Origin of the sequence: Roseburia sp. AF20-18LB, from assembly GCF_003461185.1 — a bacterium.
Classification (GTDB): domain Bacteria; phylum Bacillota; class Clostridia; order Lachnospirales; family Lachnospiraceae; genus Roseburia_C; species Roseburia_C amylophila.
Genome location: NZ_QTWP01000001.1, coordinates 670,780 through 688,149, shown reverse-complemented (window position 1 = coordinate 688,149; position 17,370 = coordinate 670,780). Strand labels below are relative to the sequence as shown.

At 42.4% G+C, this 17,370-nt stretch carries 13 protein-coding genes and 1 tRNA gene; 13 read left to right on the top strand and 1 reads right to left on the bottom strand.

The features are described from left to right. Nucleotides 1–52 precede the first annotated feature (52 nt). The 8 genes from DWX65_RS03330 to DWX65_RS03290 all read left to right on the top strand — a co-directional run bounded on the left by DWX65_RS03330 (nucleotide 53) and on the right by DWX65_RS03290 (nucleotide 8,731). Nucleotides 53–1,333, top strand: coding sequence for a diaminopimelate decarboxylase (locus DWX65_RS03330; protein ID WP_117696774.1), 1,281 nt, complete (start codon nucleotides 53–55; stop codon nucleotides 1,331–1,333). 64 nt (nucleotides 1,334–1,397) lie between these two features. Further along, nucleotides 1,398–1,480, top strand: a tRNA-Leu gene (locus tag DWX65_RS03325). A gap of 199 nt (nucleotides 1,481–1,679) precedes the next feature. Next, complete coding sequence (locus DWX65_RS03320) at nucleotides 1,680–3,050, top strand: MATE family efflux transporter (protein WP_118172778.1); 1,371 nt, start codon at nucleotides 1,680–1,682, stop codon at nucleotides 3,048–3,050. 86 nt (nucleotides 3,051–3,136) lie between these two features. Beyond that, a complete protein-coding gene (locus DWX65_RS03315) occupies nucleotides 3,137–3,370 on the top strand; it encodes a helix-turn-helix domain-containing protein (protein WP_022242419.1) in 234 nt (77 codons plus the stop codon). A 19-nt stretch (nucleotides 3,371–3,389) separates the two neighbouring features. After that, the gene (locus DWX65_RS03310) at nucleotides 3,390–3,680 is read left to right on the top strand and encodes a hypothetical protein (protein ID WP_022242418.1); all 291 of its coding nucleotides are present in this window, start codon (nucleotides 3,390–3,392) and stop codon (nucleotides 3,678–3,680) included. A 17-nt stretch (nucleotides 3,681–3,697) separates the two neighbouring features. Beyond that, entirely contained in the window at nucleotides 3,698–4,096 is a 399-nt protein-coding gene (locus DWX65_RS03305; RefSeq protein ID WP_022242417.1) for a hypothetical protein, read from the top strand. A 704-nt stretch (nucleotides 4,097–4,800) separates the two neighbouring features. Further along, entirely contained in the window at nucleotides 4,801–5,502 is a 702-nt protein-coding gene (locus DWX65_RS03295; protein WP_117840773.1) for an ABC transporter ATP-binding protein, read from the top strand. A 37-nt stretch (nucleotides 5,503–5,539) separates the two neighbouring features. Beyond that, the gene (locus DWX65_RS03290) at nucleotides 5,540–8,731 is read left to right on the top strand and encodes an ABC transporter permease (protein WP_117946855.1); all 3,192 of its coding nucleotides are present in this window, start codon (nucleotides 5,540–5,542) and stop codon (nucleotides 8,729–8,731) included. Here the strand turns inward: DWX65_RS03290 and DWX65_RS03285 are convergent. Beyond that, nucleotides 8,728–10,050, bottom strand: coding sequence for a polysaccharide biosynthesis protein (locus DWX65_RS03285; protein WP_118172776.1), 1,323 nt, complete (start codon nucleotides 10,048–10,050; stop codon nucleotides 8,728–8,730). The genes DWX65_RS03290 and DWX65_RS03285 overlap by 4 nt on opposite strands. Before the next feature lie 84 nt (nucleotides 10,051–10,134). On the opposite strand from DWX65_RS03285, the gene DWX65_RS03280 reads away from it, so the two are divergent. From DWX65_RS03280 to DWX65_RS03260, 5 genes are all read left to right on the top strand, one after another. Beyond that, complete coding sequence (locus tag DWX65_RS03280) at nucleotides 10,135–11,301, top strand: cysteine desulfurase family protein (RefSeq protein WP_118172775.1); 1,167 nt, start codon at nucleotides 10,135–10,137, stop codon at nucleotides 11,299–11,301. Between the two features lie 68 nt (nucleotides 11,302–11,369). Continuing rightward, nucleotides 11,370–12,449, top strand: a complete 1,080-nt coding sequence (gene mnmA, locus DWX65_RS03275; RefSeq protein ID WP_022242412.1) for a tRNA 2-thiouridine(34) synthase MnmA — start codon at nucleotides 11,370–11,372, stop codon at nucleotides 12,447–12,449. A 230-nt stretch (nucleotides 12,450–12,679) separates the two neighbouring features. Then, nucleotides 12,680–13,516, top strand: coding sequence for a BglG family transcription antiterminator LicT (gene licT, locus DWX65_RS03270; protein ID WP_022242411.1), 837 nt, complete (start codon nucleotides 12,680–12,682; stop codon nucleotides 13,514–13,516). A 297-nt stretch (nucleotides 13,517–13,813) separates the two neighbouring features. After that, entirely contained in the window at nucleotides 13,814–15,754 is a 1,941-nt protein-coding gene (locus DWX65_RS03265; protein ID WP_118172774.1) for a beta-glucoside-specific PTS transporter subunit IIABC, read from the top strand. Nucleotides 15,755–15,927: 173 nt separating this feature from the next. After that, nucleotides 15,928–17,364, top strand: a complete 1,437-nt coding sequence (locus tag DWX65_RS03260) for a glycoside hydrolase family 1 protein (RefSeq protein WP_022242409.1) — start codon at nucleotides 15,928–15,930, stop codon at nucleotides 17,362–17,364. Nucleotides 17,365–17,370: the final 6 nt, after the last annotated feature.

Genomic DNA, 17,370 nt, shown 5'->3' with positions numbered 1-17,370 from the left:
AGTGGGAATTTTAGAATACTACTTAGCTGAGGCGTGAAGGAGACTAACTATTATGAAGAAAGAACCATTTGTGACAAAAGAACAGATTGAAGAAATTGTAAAGACATATCCAACCCCGTTTCACCTTTATGATGAAAAAGGCATCCGTGAAAATGCAAAGGCAGTAAAAGAGGCGTTTGCATGGAATCCGGGATTCCGTGAGTATTTTGCTGTAAAGGCAACCCCGAACCCATTTATCTTAGATATTTTAAAAGAGTATGACTGCGGCTGCGACTGTGCATCCCAGACAGAGCTGATGTTAGCTGATTCCCAGGGCTTTGACGGAAAGCATATTATGTTTTCTTCCAATGATACTCCTGCATATGAATATAAATTTGCAGACAAGATTGGCGCAATCATCAACCTGGATGATTTTACCCATATCGACTTCTTAGAGAAGACAATCGGTAAGATTCCGGAGACCATCAGCTGCAGATATAATCCGGGCGGAGTGTTCAAAATGAGCAACGGTATCATGGATAACCCGGGAGATGCAAAATACGGATTTACAACAGAGCAGTTATTTGAAGGCTTTAAGATTTTAAAAGAAAAAGGTGCAAAGAATTTTGGTATTCATGCATTCTTAGCAAGCAATACCGTAACCAACGAGTATTATCCGATGCTTGCAAAACAGCTTTTTGAAGTAGCTGTTAAATTAAAAGAAGAAGTAGGCTGCCATATCAGCTTTATCAACCTTTCCGGTGGAGTTGGTGTGAACTATACACCAGACCAGGAACCAAACGACATCCGTGTTATCGGCGAAGGCGTACACAAGGTTTATGATGAAATTTTAGTTCCGGCAGGTATGGGTGATGTAGCTATCTATACTGAGATGGGCCGTTTTATGTTAGCACCTTATGGATGCCTTGTGACGCAGGCAATTCATGAGAAACATACACACAAGGAATACATTGGTGTGGATGCCTGTGCAGTAAACCTGATGCGTCCTGCAATGTATGGTGCATATCATCACATTACCGTGCTGGGCAAGGACAACAGCGTATGCGACCACAAATATGATGTAACCGGTTCTCTTTGTGAGAACAATGATAAATTTGCCGTGGATCGTATGTTGCCGAAGATTGACATGGGCGATTATCTGGTAATTCATGATACCGGAGCACATGGTTATTCCATGGGTTATAACTACAATGGTAAATTAAAATCCGCTGAGTTACTTTTGAAGGAAGATGGTTCCGTACAGCTTATCCGTCGTGCAGAGACACCGAAGGATTATTTTGCAACATTTGACTGCTTTGATATTTTGAAAAATATGAAAGACCCGGAAAAATAAACTTGCAATCTATTAGAAAATATGATAAACTTTCATTTGTTCGGTTCGACGGAACCGAATAAATGCCGGCGTGTCGGAATGGCAGACGAGGCAGACTCAAAATCTGTTGTGGGCAACCACGTGCGGGTTCAAGTCCCGCTGCCGGCATTAATATTTTGGAAAAGAATCGACCACTGGTCGGTTCTTTTTTTACGCGAGTAGCGAGAAAAATCTGGGAGAAAAGAAGGAGCCAAGCTCGCTTTGGCGAACTTCTTTTCTGTTCAGATTTGGCGAGCACCGCGATAACTTGAGAAACTCGCTAAGCGTGTTTCCCGTAGTTACGCGAGTAGAAGGTAAGGAGAATTACATGGAACAGACCAATGACAGAACATTTTTAGAAACAGAACCGGTAGGAAAGCTGTTATTAAAACTGGCATTGCCTACCGTTGCAGCCCAGTTGATTAATATGATGTATAACATAGTAGACCGTATGTACATCGGCCATATTCCGGGGGATGGTGCAATGGCACTGACCGGAGTTGGTGTATGCATGCCGCTTATTATGGTAGTATCTGCGTTTGCAGCACTGATTAGCAATGGTGGTGCTCCACGGGCAACCATATTTATGGGAAAAGGAGAGAAGGACAAGGCGGAAAAAACGCTGGGGAACTGTTTTTGCACTCAGATTATTGTATCGCTGATACTGACTGCATTTCTGCTGGCTGGAAACAGAGGCTTTCTTCTGGCATTTGGAGCCAGCGAAAATACGATTTCTTTTGCTGCTGATTATATGAATATTTATGCTATAGGAACGATTTTTGTGCAGTTGACCCTGGGGATGAATGCATTTATTACAGCGCAGGGATTTGCCAGAACCAGTATGCTGTCGGTACTGATTGGTGCAGTGATTAACATTGTGCTGGATCCGGTATTTATCTTTGGATTTGGAATGGGTGTAAAAGGAGCAGCGCTGGCAACGGTTCTTTCCCAGGCATGTTCCTGTATCTGGGTGCTGGCTTTCTTATGCGGAAAGAAAACGCATCTTCGCCTGAAAGGAAAAAATATGGTTTTGCAGGTAAATATTATTTGGCCGAGTATTGCACTTGGAACAGCAATGTTTATTATGCAGGCAAGCGAGAGCGTGATTTCAGTCTGCTTTAATTCTTCGTTATTACGATATGGCGGAGATATGGCAGTAGGAGCCATGACCATATTAACCAGTGTCATGCAGTTTGCACTACTTCCGTTACAGGGATTGGGTCAGGGAGCGCAGCCGATTATCAGCTATAATTATGGAGCCAAAAGAGCAGACAGGGTAAAAGAAGCCTATTTCTTATTATTGAAAATTGATGTTGGATTTTCCTTTGTTTTATGGGCATTGGTGATGGCATTTCCAAGAGCATTTGCAGCCATGTTTACCTCGGATGCGGCACTGATTGCATATACAGGAAATGCACTCCGGATTTATCTTATGGCAATTATGATATTCGGAATCCAGATGGCGTGTCAGATGGCATTTACATCACTGGGAAAAGCAGTATCTTCCATTATTGTAGCGGTCATGCGTAAATTCGTATTATTACTGCCACTTATTTATATTATGCCACACATTTTTACCGGCAATCAGGCAATGGCAGTTTATATGGCAGAGCCGGTAGCGGATGTGCTGGCGGTAAGCTTTACGTCTGTACTGTTCTATTTCCAGTTCCGCAAGGTGCTGCATCAGATAGAAGAATAGTTCAAAAAGAGCCTTTTTTGAGGCTCTTTTTCGTTGACAATAAGTTATCATATATGATAACATAGAGACAGTTGTTGAGGTGAGAAATGGAGAAGAATAAGAGCAGGGAGCAGTCGACGCGTTCGGATGTGGTGCGTCAGTTGAAGGCGGTGCGCAAGGAACAGCATATTACCCAGGAAGTGCTTGCAGAGCGGGCAGGCACGAAGAAATCCAATATTTCCAGATTGGAGAGCGGAAGATATAATCCAAGTCTGGATTTTCTGGTGAAGGTAGCAGGCTGTCTGGGGAAGACCGTAGAGATTCAGATTATGGACAAATAGAAGGAGACAGGGTATTCTTATGAAGAAGAACAAACCGAAGACCATGGGGAAAAATATTGACCGGGATGTGGAATTATGCAGAACTACCAATGCCAGAGTCAGCAGTCAGATGATGCGGACACTGGTAAGCCATGAGATTCCATTTACACAGAACTGGGTGAGAGTTCCATTTTATAAGAGAGTTGCTTATAATGGGGCGAAGGAAGTCTGCGTTATCAGCACACATTATAACCAGTATCAGCGGGCGAGAAGAGTATTAGACCATATGGAAGTGGTATATCGGGAACGCATGATTTTGCATGCGGTATAAGACAGGAGGAAAAAGAGATGGAGAGCTTAACAAAGCAGTTTCCGGATAAGGAGACCTTTGACAAATTCTTTGTAGAGAATTTCAAGACCATGACTTACGAAGATGTAAAAGAAGGCTTAGAGGAATTAGTCAAGGCAGAAGGATTAAATATATTTCAGGATGATTATGTGAAAAATGTACGGAAAGAGGATTTTAAAGAGCATCTTTCCAAGGGCGCACGATTTGAATTTGAAAATGCCATGACAGAAGCATTTTACGATAAGAATCCGGAAGTATATGAGGCGGCATTTGGACTTTACGAAGAAGTACCAAAGCAGGCAATGGCAATTACTGAAACTTTTCACCGCACGTATCAGGAGATATATGAAGAGAGTTTAAATTGTATGTTTGATGCAGTGATAGCTCCGTTGTTATAAGAAAAAATTTTTCGGATATTTGAATGTATAATCCACTTTTTTAGAATAGCAGATTCTGACTGTGATTCTAAGAAAGTGGATTTTTTGACTTTAGAAAAATTTAATTTCAAAAAGTGAAAAGATTGTGCTACCATTACAATAAGCAGGTAACAGGTGGTTATGAAGGAGATAGATTTTGGTCTGAAAATATTACGGGATGCACAGAGGAATTATCTTTATTCGGTATGAAATGCCAATCGTTCTTAGAATGCGTGTTTTCTTGTTTGTAAACTGTCTTTCCGGTTGCTTTGGCGGAATAGCTGCACTGTCCGTCGAAGGCAGATGCCACATAATGCCTGCAAGGGACACTGGGAATTTCGATATTATATGTAATCGCATCTGGCAACCGGCACAAATTCACATCCTTGTTCAGTTGTGCCTCGCTGGTGCATCCGTGCACCAGCGTTGCCTGTTGCCAGACGAAATTCCAAGTGTCCCTAAACAGCCCTTATCAGGCATCTGTATTTCGACGAACCGTGTAGCTCTTCTGACAAACATTGGAAAGACGGTTTTTATAACAACAAGGAAAACACGTATTTTAGAACCATGGCATTTCATAGCGGAAGATAATCCCCTGCGTATCAGCGTAATATAATTGGAACAAAGTTCGCTATCCCGTTTGCACAATCACCTGAATAACCAGAATAAAAGGAGGAAGCTATCAAATGGCATTTGTATCCTTTCAGAATGTAAGTAAAGTATATAAAACCGGAGAAGTTACGATAGAAGCATTACATGATGTGAATTTTGAGATAGAAAAGGGAGAATTCTGCGTTATCGTAGGAGCGTCCGGAGCGGGAAAGACAACAATATTAAATATATTGGGAGGAATGGATTATCTGACCACCGGAAAAGTATATCTGGATGGAGAAGAAGTCTCAGCATATAATAAGCGGCAGCTTACCAGTTACCGGAGATATGATGTGGGATTTGTATTCCAGTTTTATAATCTGGTGCAGAATCTTACAGCATTGGAAAATGTTGAACTTGCAGCACAGATTTGCAAGGAACCGTTAGATGCAGCAACAGTTTTAGATGAGGTGGGCTTAAGTGAACGGAAAGCCAATTTCCCGGCACAGCTATCCGGTGGAGAACAGCAGAGAGTGGCAATTGCGAGAGCACTGGCAAAGAATCCGAAGGTGCTGCTTTGTGATGAACCGACAGGGGCACTGGATTATAATACCGGAAAAGCCGTTTTAAAACTGCTGCAGAACACCTGCAGAAAACAGGGCAAAACCGTCATTGTAATTACACATAATCAGGCACTGACTGCAATGGCAGACCGTGTCATTACCGTAAAGAGCGGAACCATTCAAAAGATAGAGAAAAATGAACATATCGTGGATGTCGATGAGATTGAATGGTAGTCCATGTGGAAAAGAAAGGGTTTGAAATATGAAATCCATGATGAAGAGAAATACATTTCGTGAGATAAAGAAAAGCTTTGGAAGATATTTTGCTATCCTTGCCATTATTGCACTGGGTGTTGCATTTTTTTCCGGCCTTAAAATTACCCAGTCGGTCATGGTGCATTCTGCGGATGTCTATTTAAAGGATTTGCAATTCTATGATTATCGTCTGGTATCCACACTTGGCTTTACAGAAGAAAATGTAGAAGCACTGGCAGAAAAAGAAGATGTCCGGGCGGCAGAGGGTGCCATATCGGCAGAGGTTCTTTATAAGGATGCCGGAGAAAATGAGCGCGTTATCAAGATGCATTCCATCACAGAGAAGGTCAATAAACTGAAGCTGATTGCCGGAGAAATGCCGCAGTCCGCTGATGAATGTGTGGTAGATTCCGCACTTTTTTCAGAGGATGCCATTGGAAGCAAGCTGGTTCTTTCGGAAAATAATACAACAGATGATTTAGATAAATTTGCATACAAAGAATATACGATTACCGGACTGGTACAGTCACCGTGCTATATCCAGTTTGAACGTGGCAATACATCCATTGGAAATGGCAGAATCAGCGGATTTGCCTATATATTAAAAGATGGATTTGCAGTAGATTATGACACAGAAATCTATATTAAATTTGATGAAGATTATGACATCTATTCCGATGAGTATGATTCCTATATGGACGCAAAGGAAGCAGACTGGGAGGCCTATACAAAGGAACAGGCAGATATCCGTTATGAAAAGATTGTAAAAGACGCACAGGACGAACTGGATGAGAAGAAGGAAGAGTTAGAGGAAAAGCGGGCAGAAGCGGAAGCGGAATTAGAATCGGCAAAGCAGCAGCTTACGGATGGAGAAACAGAGATCTCCGATGGAAAAAATCAGATTGCTTCTGCAAAGACCGAGCTTTCTGCTAAAGCATCGGAGCTGCAGTCCGGGAAGGATGCATTGTCTTCTAAGGCGGCAGAATTAGAGAGCGCATCGCAGCAGATTTCCGGGCAGGAAAGTGCACTGGCAGCAAAAAAGGCAGAGTATGAGCAGGGATTGAATGCTTATTTGGCAGCAAAGCAGCAGGTGACGGATCAGAGAAACAGCCTAGAGGCTGCAAAAGCGCAGTTGACGGAAAATACTCCGGGCTATGAAGAGATGCTGGCACAGATTGAAGCCGGTTTAACGGAGGTTGCCGGTGCAGAAGCAGAATTAAATGCAAAGAATGCGGAATTAGAAGCAGCCGCAGGTCAGCTTTCTTCTGCGGAAAGCCAGCTGGCAGCCGCAAAGCAGCAGATAGAAGATGGAAAAAATGCACTGGCAGCTGCCGAGGCAGAGCTTACGGATGGGGAGAAGCAGCTTGCGGCAGCAAAAGAACAGATAGAAGAAAAAGAAGATCAGCTTGAGGCTGCAGAAACAGAGCTGGCAGACGGCTTATTGCAGTATCAGGAGAATCAGAGTGAATTTGATGAGCAGATGCAGGATGCGGATGACCAGATAGCAGATGCACAGAGTAAGATAGATGAAATCGAGAAACCAGAGACTTATGTACTGGACCGGAATACCAATGTGGGTTATGTGTGCCTGAAAAATGATTCCGGTGTAGTAAAAGGAATTGCCAATGTATTTCCGGTATTCTTCTTTCTGGTGGCAGCGTTAATCTGCATGACGACCATGAATCGTATGGTGGAAGAACAGCGGACACAGATTGGAGTATTAAAGGCACTGGGTTTTAGTGAAGGAAAGATAATGGGAAAATATCTTTTCTATTCCGGCTCTGCAGCCATCAGCGGAACGTTAATCGGCTATGTGCTGGGAATCCATTTCTTCCCGTTAGTCATCATAACAGCCTATGGAATTGTCTATAAAATGGGTGGGATTTATTATGTGTCTGACCTGCCACTGGCACTGGTTTCACTTACCGTTGCAGTACTTTGCTCCGCTGGGACGACCTGGCTGTCCTGCCATAAAGAGTTAAAAGAAGTGGCGGCAGATTTGATGCGGCCGAAAGCACCAAAAGCCGGAAAACGTGTATTCTTAGAGCATGTACCATTTATCTGGAAGAGACTTAAATTCTTGCAGAAGGTATCCGTAAGAAATATTGTCCGCTATAAGAAGCGTTTCTTTATGATGGTAATCGGAATCAGCGGCTGTACGGCATTGCTGGTGATGGGCTTTGGTGTAAGGGATTCTGTAGTGGCAGTGGCAGACCAGCAGTATGAAGAAATCCAGCTTTACGACATCGGAGTTACATTAAAAGCTGGAAAGATGCCGGGAGAGGCCGACCTTAAATCTTTAGATTCTGTATTGGAAAAGGAAAATGCAGCAGGCATGTATGCCATGGAAAAGACCATTGACCTGGTGACAGATAAAGGAACTAAGTCGATTCATATGGTGGCAGTGGAAAATCCGGATGAAGTAGGAGACTTTATTTCGCTGCATACAAAGAAACAGGAGCCGATTGCTTATCCAAAAGAAGGAGAAGCAGTACTTTCGAAGAAAGTGGCAGAAACCTATGCAGTCAAAAAAGGCGATACGATTCTGCTGCGTGACAGTGACAACAATGAGATGCACTTAAAAGTCACCGGAATCTGTGAGAATCATATTTATAATTATGTATACATTGCACCGGAATCCTATGAAAAACAGATTGGGGATGTGGTATTTAAAAACGTGTATGTGAGACTGCCGGATGCGTCAGATATTCATGAAGTGAGTGCGGCACTGATGAAAGCAGATGGTGTGACGGCAGTAACCGTTAATTCCGATATGTTAAGCCGGATTTCACAGATGATGTCCTGTATGAATTATATTGTCATTATCATTATTATCTGTGCCGGAGCACTGGCATTTATCGTATTATATAATCTTAATAATATCAATATTACGGAACGGGTGAGGGAGATAGCTACCATTAAAGTATTAGGCTTTTATCCAAAGGAAACAGCATCTTATGTGTTTCGTGAGAATATGGTCTTAACTGCTATCGGCTGCGGACTGGGACTGATTTTAGGAAAATGGTTCCATCGTTTTGTAATGGGTGAGATACAGATTGATATGGTATCCTTTAATGTACAGATTAATGCAGTAAGTTATCTCTTTAGTGTTTTGCTGACGATGGGCTTTGCATGGATTGTAAACTGTATGATGACAGGCAAATTAGAACGTATCAACATGGCAGAATCCTTAAAATCAATAGACTAAAGCAGACTGTTTTTTTGCGATTTTTTTCTGGCAAACCGAAGGAGCGCAAGAAAGGATAAAAAAGTAGTCAGCAGTTCGCCTGCAAGCATGCCATAGAGGTAGCAGCGGATGCCATATGTTGGAATCAGTGCATAGATAAAGAAAATGCGTAAAGCGCAGCCGCTCATATTAATGTAGAACGCACGCCCCGGTTTTCCTAGACCGTGAAGAACGGAAGTAAGGGTGGTGGACAGATAGAGGAAAGGGCAGATCCAGCTTAATATGAGTATGAAACTGCCGGCTAATGTGTTCTGGAAAATGAATTGTCCAATCCATTTTCCGGTCAGAAGAAAACCGAAGGTACAGGAAAAGCCAAGAAGCAGACAATAAAACACCGTTTTTTTAATAGTAAGGCGGATTAAGTGAAAATCCTTTCTTGCATAGGCTTCTGAAATAGCAGGCATCAGCAGCACCGAGACAGAATTTACAAGGACATTGGGAAAAAGAATCATTGGCATTGCCATTCCGGTAAAGATGCCGAAGACACTCAAGGCATCCTGATTGCTGTAGCCATATTTTTTTAAGCAGATGGGAATCAGAATGGCTTCGATACTGGAAAATAAGTGATATGCTACATGATTGGTGGTAAGGGGCAGCGCAAAGAGGGAAAGTTCCTTAAAAATTCTTTTTATATGCCTGCTGCACTTTTTGAAATGAAGGCAGCTTACGGAAAAGAGTGAAGAAGCCAGTTCACCGCAGACAACACCCCAGACAGCAATGGATGGTGTGATGGGATAACTTTTTTCCAGGCAGATAAGATAAAGTGTATAGACACTTAAGACCCGGACAACCTGCTCCATAAGCTGGCTTACGGATGGTACCAGAGTTTTCTTCTTCCCATAATAATAACCATTGATACAGGCATGGACACTGGCAGGAATCAGGCAGTAGGAAAGAATAACAAGGAGTGGAGCACAACGGGCTTCATCTAAAATATGAATGGCAATAAAATCAGAATAAGAAATCAGAATAACAGTAAGTGAGAGTGCAATTCCCACAGAAAGAACCAGACCGGCATAGAGGTAACTCATGCCGGTATTTTTATGGTCGGCTGCAGCAACAAAGCGGGAGACAGCGGTCTGGATGCCTGAGGAACTGAAGGCAATACAGAGGGCAAAAACCGGAAAAATAAGCTGATAAATTCCAAGACCTTCTGCACCAATTATGCGGGAGAGGAATATTCTATAGAAGAAACCGATTACTCTGCTGGAAAGTCCGGTCACAGTAAGCAGGAGAGTACCGGCAATCAGTGGATTTGAAATGGATTTCAACGGTTTCAATTGGAGCCTCCATGAAAAAGCAGATTTGTCAAAAGTATATGATAAATCAGAGGCAGAAAGAACTATTCTCAGAGGGAAAGAAGCATGAAGAAAATGATTTATCTTGATAATGCAGCAACAACACCGACAGCACCGGAAGTAATCGAAGCAATGCTGCCCTTTTATGAGCGCCGTTATGGAAACCCATCTGCCCTGTATGATCTGGGGCAAAAAAGTCATGATGCCATAGAAGAAAGCCGGCAGATCATTGCGCAGAGCATCGGGGCGCAGCCGGAGGAAATATATTTCACAGCCGGAGGAAGTGAATCTGATAACTGGGCATTGAAATGTACCGCAGAAAGTATGGTTATGCGTGGCCGGCATATCATTACCACGAAAATAGAGCATCATGCCATTTTAAGAACCTGCGGATATCTGGAACAGAATGGTTATGAGATTACTTACCTTCCGGTAGATGACAAGGGAACGGTTTCCTTGGAGCAGGTGCGGCGGGCAATCCGGCCGGATACCATATTGATTTCTGTTATGATGGCAAATAATGAGATTGGTACCATAGAACCTATAGCAGGAATCGGTATGCTTGCCAGGAGATATGGAATCTGTTTTCATACGGATGCCGTACAGGCATATGGACATATTCCCATTGAGGTCAACAGAATGAATATTGATATGATGAGTGCCAGCGCACATAAATTCAACGGACCTAAGGGAACCGGATTTTTATATGTGCGAAAGAAAAAGAGGATACCTCCTTTTATCCATGGAGGAGGCCAGGAAAGCGGTGTCCGGGCGGGAACTGAGAATGTGCCGGGAATTGTAGGCATGGGAAAAGCGGCAGCCATGGCAATGGAAAGCTTAAAAGAGCGGATGGAAATCGAGACAAGGATGCGGGATTACTTGATTTATTCAGTATTAAAGCAGGTGCCGAAGGTAAGGCTGAATGGGGAATGGAACAACCGCCTTCCGAATAATGTGGACTTTTGTTTTGATGAGTTAGAAGGTGGGAATCTTTTGGTTATGCTGGATATGGATGGAATCTGTGCATCGGCAGGTTCAGCGTGTTCTTCCGGAGAACATGAGCCATCCCATGTGTTAACAGCCATCGGTGTACCGCCGGAAATTGCAAGGGGAGCATTGCGGCTTACTTTAAATGAAAAAATTACGGCAGAGCAGATTGATTATGTGACTGCCTGCATCAAAAAGAATGTCACAATCCTAAGGGGACAGAAGGAAACCGTAAAATTCACTTGACGGATGCTGACAGTGTGGGTAAACTGTGAGTGCAGCTAAAAATTTGCCTGTAGGATAGGATTAAATATATGAAGGAAAAAGTAGTAGTTGGAATGTCCGGCGGAGTGGATTCTTCCGTTGCGGCATATCTTTTAAAGGAACAGGGCTATGATGTGATTGGTGTAACCATGCAGATCTGGCAGGATGAGGAAGAGACACAGCAGCAGGAAAATGGTGGCTGCTGTGGCCTAAGTGCCGTGGATGATGCCAGAAGAGTGGCTGACCGGTTGGAAATACCATATTATGTGATGAACTTTAAACAGGAATTTAAACAGTATGTAATGGATTATTTTGTGGCAGAATATTTGGCAGGAAGAACGCCGAATCCATGCATTGCCTGTAACCGTTATGTGAAATGGGAGTCACTTCTTGCCAGAAGCTTAAGCATCGGAGCAGATTATATTGCAACCGGACATTATGCAAGAATTGCAAAATGTGACAACGGACGTTTCGCAGTGGCAAAATCTGTAACAGCAGCCAAGGATCAGACCTATGCATTATATAACCTGACACAGGAGCAGTTATCCCATACATTGATGCCGGTAGGTGCTTATCATAAAGATGAAATCCGCAAAATCGCAGAAGAGGTGGGACTTCCGGTGGCTCATAAGAGAGACAGTCAGGAAATCTGCTTTATCCCGGATAATGACTATGCAGGTTTTATTGACCGTGAGGTTGGAGATGCAGTTCCGGGAGAGGGAAACTTTGTGACAAAAGATGGTGAAATTATCGGACGGCACAAAGGAATTACCCACTATACCGTAGGACAGCGCCGTGGCTTGAATATACCATATGGCAAACGGATTTTTGTAACAGAGATCAGACCGGAAACCAATGAAGTAGTGGTAGGTTCGCCAGAGGATGTATTTACGGATACACTGGTTGCAGACCATGTCAATTATATGGGACTTACCGATTTTGATGGCAGACGTCTCTTAGGTAAAATCCGTTATGGACATGCAGGAGCCATGTGTACCGTGGAAAATATCGGAGAGGGCAGGATCCGCTGTCATTTTGAAGAACCGGTCCGTGCTGTGACACCGGGTCAGGCGGTGGTATTTTATGATGGGGAATTTGTCGCAGGCGGTGGAATCATTATAGGAAAATAGTGAATTGTGCACAAAAATGAAATGATAAAATTATATATTATATACGAAGTTTACATTCCGGACTTGACGTTTCTGATAAAATATAGTACATTTGTAATGTAATAAGCAGGGACGCAAACCGGATTGTTACTAGAGATAGGCAAGACTGGATTGCACTTTAAGATAATTGTTAGGTCGGATTATTTAGAGTGTAATGCAGCTTTTTTTATATCATAAACAGGTGAAACGTAATGCAGATTATCAAAGTAATTAACAATAATGTAATCAGTTCCGAGGACGATAAAGGTAAAGAAATCATCGTTATGGGAAAGGGCATAGGCTTCGGAAAGAAAGCCGGAGAAGAAATAGATGAGACAAAGATAGAAAAAGTATTCTCCCTTCCGGACGAAAGTACCAGCCAGTTCATGCAGGTGGTAAAGGACATGCCGTATGAATATATCCGGACAGCCGAGCTGGTTATCGCATATGCCAGAGAAACATTAGGTTATCATTTAAGTAAAAATATTTATGTGACATTAACAGACCACTTGGGATACGCCATAGAGAGAAAGCAGCAGGGCATCGTTGTTGCGAATGAGCTTTCCTGGGAGATGAAGAAATTCTACAATGCAGAATTTCAGGTGGGATTGAAAGCCTTAGATATTGTAAAACAGGAACTAGACGTGGAGCTGCCGGAGGATGAAGCTGGATTTATTGCGATGCATCTGGTAAATGCACAGATGGGCGGTCAGATGAATCAGTCCAGGAACATGCCGGCAATGATAAAGGATATACTCAATATAGTCAGATATACCTTTCAGGTGGAATTGGATGAAAAGAGCCTGTCCTATGAGCGTTTTGTAACGCATTTAAGATTCTTTGTACAGCGGGTAATCAGTCGGGAAGACAGTGAACGTAATGATGAAGAATTTGACCAGTTGATTGCGGATCGTTTCCCGCGTTCCTACGAATGTGCACAGAAGATAAAGAGTTACATGAAGAAGAAGCTTGATTATGAAGTCTCGGATGTAGAGATTTCCTATCTGGCAGTACACATTCATCGTGTGATTCACAGTATGAATAAGTAAATACCCTTTCGGCAAGGGATTGTTACGTTAAGACGGCAAAACCCAGACGAATAAGACTCATAGGAAGAGTTTTATTTGTTTGGGCTTTTTTAATTTACAGGAAATTGCTTTCCTGTAAATTAAAAAACGCTCCGCGAGGATGCACACTGCGGCGTATAAGGTAGATGTCGCAAGCGACCGCCGCAGGCGCGAGAATGTGCCAAGGCACATTCGTTGTTTTTAACAAAATGAATAAAACACAAGAGTGTTTTAGATAAAAATGAACATGCTATAAAAAATAAAAATGGAGGGATTGTTATGGCAAGTAAGTATGATGGACTGGCAAGAATTATTATCCAGAACGTAGGCGGCAGGGAGAATATCATAAGCCTTGCGCACTGTGTTACCAGACTTCGTTTTAAATTAAAAGACGAGTCCAAGGCTAACACCGAAGTATTAAAAGCAACGGAAGGAATTGTGACAGTAATGAAATCTGGCGGACAGTATCAGATAGTAATCGGAAATCATGTACCGGATGTCTATGATGTGGTTTGTGAACATGCACATCTGGCCGGAAACGGAGCTGTTTTCGAGGATGCAGAAGACAGCGGAGAGAAGATGGGGCTTGGTGCAAGACTCATTGATTTGATTTCCGGTGTATTCCAGCCATTCCTTGGTGTGCTTTGTGCAGCAGGTATTATCAAAGGTCTTTTGGCGCTGTGGTCTTTTATCGCAAGTCAGTCAGGAATTGATGTTACCACAAGCGGAGCATATCAGCTCTGGTATTCCATTGGAGACGGATTCTTCTATTTCCTGCCGATTATCTTAGGATATACTGCAGCAAAGAAATTTAAGATGAATGAATTTATCGGAATGGCACTTGGTATATCACTTACCTATCCGGCACTGGTTAATCTGACTTCAGGAGAACTGATAGGTTCCCTGTTTGCAGGAACTTCCTTTGAAATGAATTATTATACAACCTTTTTTGGAATTCCTGTTATTATGCCATCCAGTGGTTATACTTCTTCAGTAGTACCAATTGTTATTGCAGTGGCTTGTGCTGCCTGGCTGGAAAAGAGATTAAAGAAAGTAATTCCGGACGTTATTAAAACATTTATCGTTCCGGTTGTAACTTTGGCAGTAATGGTTCCACTTACCTATCTGGTAATCGGACCGGTATCTACTTTCCTTTGCAACATTATCGGTATTATTTTCGGAGCAATCTATAACCTTCCGGTTGTAGGAGGTCTTGTAGCAGGTATCTTAGTCGGAGCATTCTGGCAGGTACTGGTAATCTTCGGATTACATTGGGGACTTGTTCCACTGGCAATGATTAATTATGGAACTTTAGGATATGACTTCATCCTTTCTCCATATTTCGCAGCATCTTTTGCGCAGTCCATGGTTGTACTGGCAATTGTATTAAAGACAAAAGATAAGAAACTTAGAAATATTGCATTACCGGCGTTTATCTCAGGACTCTTTGGTGTAACAGAGCCATGTATTTATGGTATTACACTTCCAAAGAAAAAACCATTCGTAATTTCCTGTATTGCATCCGCTATTGGTGGTGGAATCATAGGATTTGCCGGAGTTAAAACTTATATGATGGGGGGTCTTGGATTCTTCGGACTTCCGGCATTCATCGATGGTGAGTCAAAGAGCGTTTACAGTTTGATCTGGGTATTAATCGGTATGGCAGTAGCTATGGTAGTTGCATTCGTAGCAACTTACATTACCTATCATGATGATGCTCCACAGAATGATGAAGCAAAAATAGAAAAGAAAGGCACAAAAACCGCAGCAAACCAGGTAATTGCATCTCCTCTTACCGGAGAAGTAAAAGCCTTGGAAGAAGTAGAAGATGAAGCATTTTCAAGCGGAGCATTAGGTCAGGGTGTTGCTATTCTCCCGTCCGAAGGCAAATTATATGCACCATGTGATGGCGAAGTAGTAACCTTCTTCCCAACCGGTCATGCCATTGGAATAGTATCCGATGGCGGAGCAGAAATCCTGATTCATGTGGGCATGGATACCGTGAAATTAGATGGAGAAGGATTTACACCGAAGGTAGCACAGGGAGCCAAAGTAAAGAAAGGTGACCTTTTATTGGAATTTGATATTGCAAAGATTACAGGAGCAGGATATTCCGTTCTGACTCCGGTTATCATCAGCAACACAGCAGATTACGCAGATGTAGTTCCGACAGATGCAAAGAAAGTTGCAGCGTTGGACGCATTGATTACCGTTTTATAAATTAGTTTTCCATAGTTTTTTATACCTAAGGGTGCGGGCTCTGATAAAGGGCTCGTGCTCTATCCAACAAAATCAGAAGCCTTATTGCAGGGCAGAATGAGAAAAGAAAAATATAAAAACAGAAATTATAAATTTTCACAAATAAAAATAATAAGAAGCAGGAGGAAAAAGCAATGAAGACATTTCGTAAAGATTTTCTCTGGGGCGGTGCAACCGCAGCCAATCAGTTTGAGGGAGCATGGGATGTAGATGGAAAAGGAGCATCTGTTTCTGATATGTGTACGAATGGTTCCCATACCGAGCCGAAAAAGGTAACAAGAACCATTCATCCGGAATATCTCTATCCGAGCCACGAAGCAATTGATTTCTATCATCATTACAAAGAGGATATTGCATTATTTGCAGAAATGGGATTTAAAGTATTCCGTTTATCCATTGCATGGACAAGAATTTTCCCGACCGGAATGGAGAATGAACCAAACGAAGCAGGACTGGCATTCTACGATAAAGTATTTGATGAATGTTTAAAATATGGCATTGAGCCGCTGGTAACCATTTCCCATTATGAAATGCCATATGCACTGATTGAAAAATACAATGGCTGGGAAGCCAGAGAATGTATTGATTATTTCTTGAATTACTGCAAGGCAATTTTCGAAAGATATCAGGGCAAAGTAAAATACTGGCTGACCTTCAATGAAATCAATGGCGGAACCACACCGCTTGGCAACCTGCTTTCCCTTGGAACTGTAAAAGGCTATGAGGGAAAAATTACAGAGATTCCGGATGACCCGAAGGTTCGTTTCCAGGCATTGCATCATCAGTTTGTTGCCAGCGCAAAAGCAGTAAAATTAGCACATGAAAAATATCCGGAATATCTTATCGGTGATATGAATGTCTTTATGACCAAGTATCCATTTACCTGCAATCCGGAGGATGTATTAGCAACACAGAAGGAAATGCGGATTATGAACTGGTTCTGTTCCGATGTGCAGGTAAGAGGAGAATATCCGGCGTATATGGAGCGGTATTTTGAAGAAAATAATATTCATGTTAAAATGGAACCGGGCGATGAAGAAATTCTGCGGGAAGGCTGTGTGGATTTCTATACCCTCAGCTATTATATGAGCAGTTGTGTATCAAAAGATCCAAATGGCGAGCAGACGGATGGAAACCTGATTGCCGGTCTTAAGAATCCATATCTTAAGGCAAGTGACTGGGGCTGGCAGATTGACCCACAGGGCTTACATTATTCCTTAAATGAAATTTATGACCGTTATCAGATTCCGGTTATGGTAGTAGAAAATGGCCTTGGTGCTTATGACAAATTAGAAGAAGATGGAAGCATTCAGGATGATTACCGTATCGACTATCTGCGGGATCATATCAAAGAGATGAAAGAAGCGGTAAAAGATGGCGTTGACCTGATGGGATATACACCATGGGGCTGCATTGATTTAGTAAGTGCATCCACCGGAGAAATGGCAAAGAGATATGGCTTCATCTATGTAGAAAAATATGATGATGGAACTGGAACTCTTGCAAGAAGAAAGAAAAAATCCTTCGACTGGTATAAAGAAGTAATTGCTTCAAATGGAGAAAACTTATAAAAGAAA

Bases quoted from the DNA above. Each gene is read 5' to 3' on its own strand.
- DWX65_RS03330 (WP_117696774.1), top strand. From the start codon at position 53: ATGAAGAAAGAACCATTTGTGACAAAAGAACAGATTGAAGAAATTGTA.
- DWX65_RS03320 (WP_118172778.1), top strand. From the start codon at position 1,680: ATGGAACAGACCAATGACAGAACATTTTTAGAAACAGAACCGGTAGGA.
- DWX65_RS03315 (WP_022242419.1), top strand. From the start codon at position 3,137: ATGGAGAAGAATAAGAGCAGGGAGCAGTCGACGCGTTCGGATGTGGTG.
- DWX65_RS03310 (WP_022242418.1), top strand. From the start codon at position 3,390: ATGAAGAAGAACAAACCGAAGACCATGGGGAAAAATATTGACCGGGAT.
- DWX65_RS03305 (WP_022242417.1), top strand. From the start codon at position 3,698: ATGGAGAGCTTAACAAAGCAGTTTCCGGATAAGGAGACCTTTGACAAA.
- DWX65_RS03295 (WP_117840773.1), top strand. From the start codon at position 4,801: ATGGCATTTGTATCCTTTCAGAATGTAAGTAAAGTATATAAAACCGGA.
- DWX65_RS03290 (WP_117946855.1), top strand. From the start codon at position 5,540: ATGATGAAGAGAAATACATTTCGTGAGATAAAGAAAAGCTTTGGAAGA.
- DWX65_RS03280 (WP_118172775.1), top strand. From the start codon at position 10,135: ATGAAGAAAATGATTTATCTTGATAATGCAGCAACAACACCGACAGCA.
- mnmA (WP_022242412.1), top strand. From the start codon at position 11,370: ATGAAGGAAAAAGTAGTAGTTGGAATGTCCGGCGGAGTGGATTCTTCC.
- licT (WP_022242411.1), top strand. From the start codon at position 12,680: ATGCAGATTATCAAAGTAATTAACAATAATGTAATCAGTTCCGAGGAC.
- DWX65_RS03265 (WP_118172774.1), top strand. From the start codon at position 13,814: ATGGCAAGTAAGTATGATGGACTGGCAAGAATTATTATCCAGAACGTA.
- DWX65_RS03260 (WP_022242409.1), top strand. From the start codon at position 15,928: ATGAAGACATTTCGTAAAGATTTTCTCTGGGGCGGTGCAACCGCAGCC.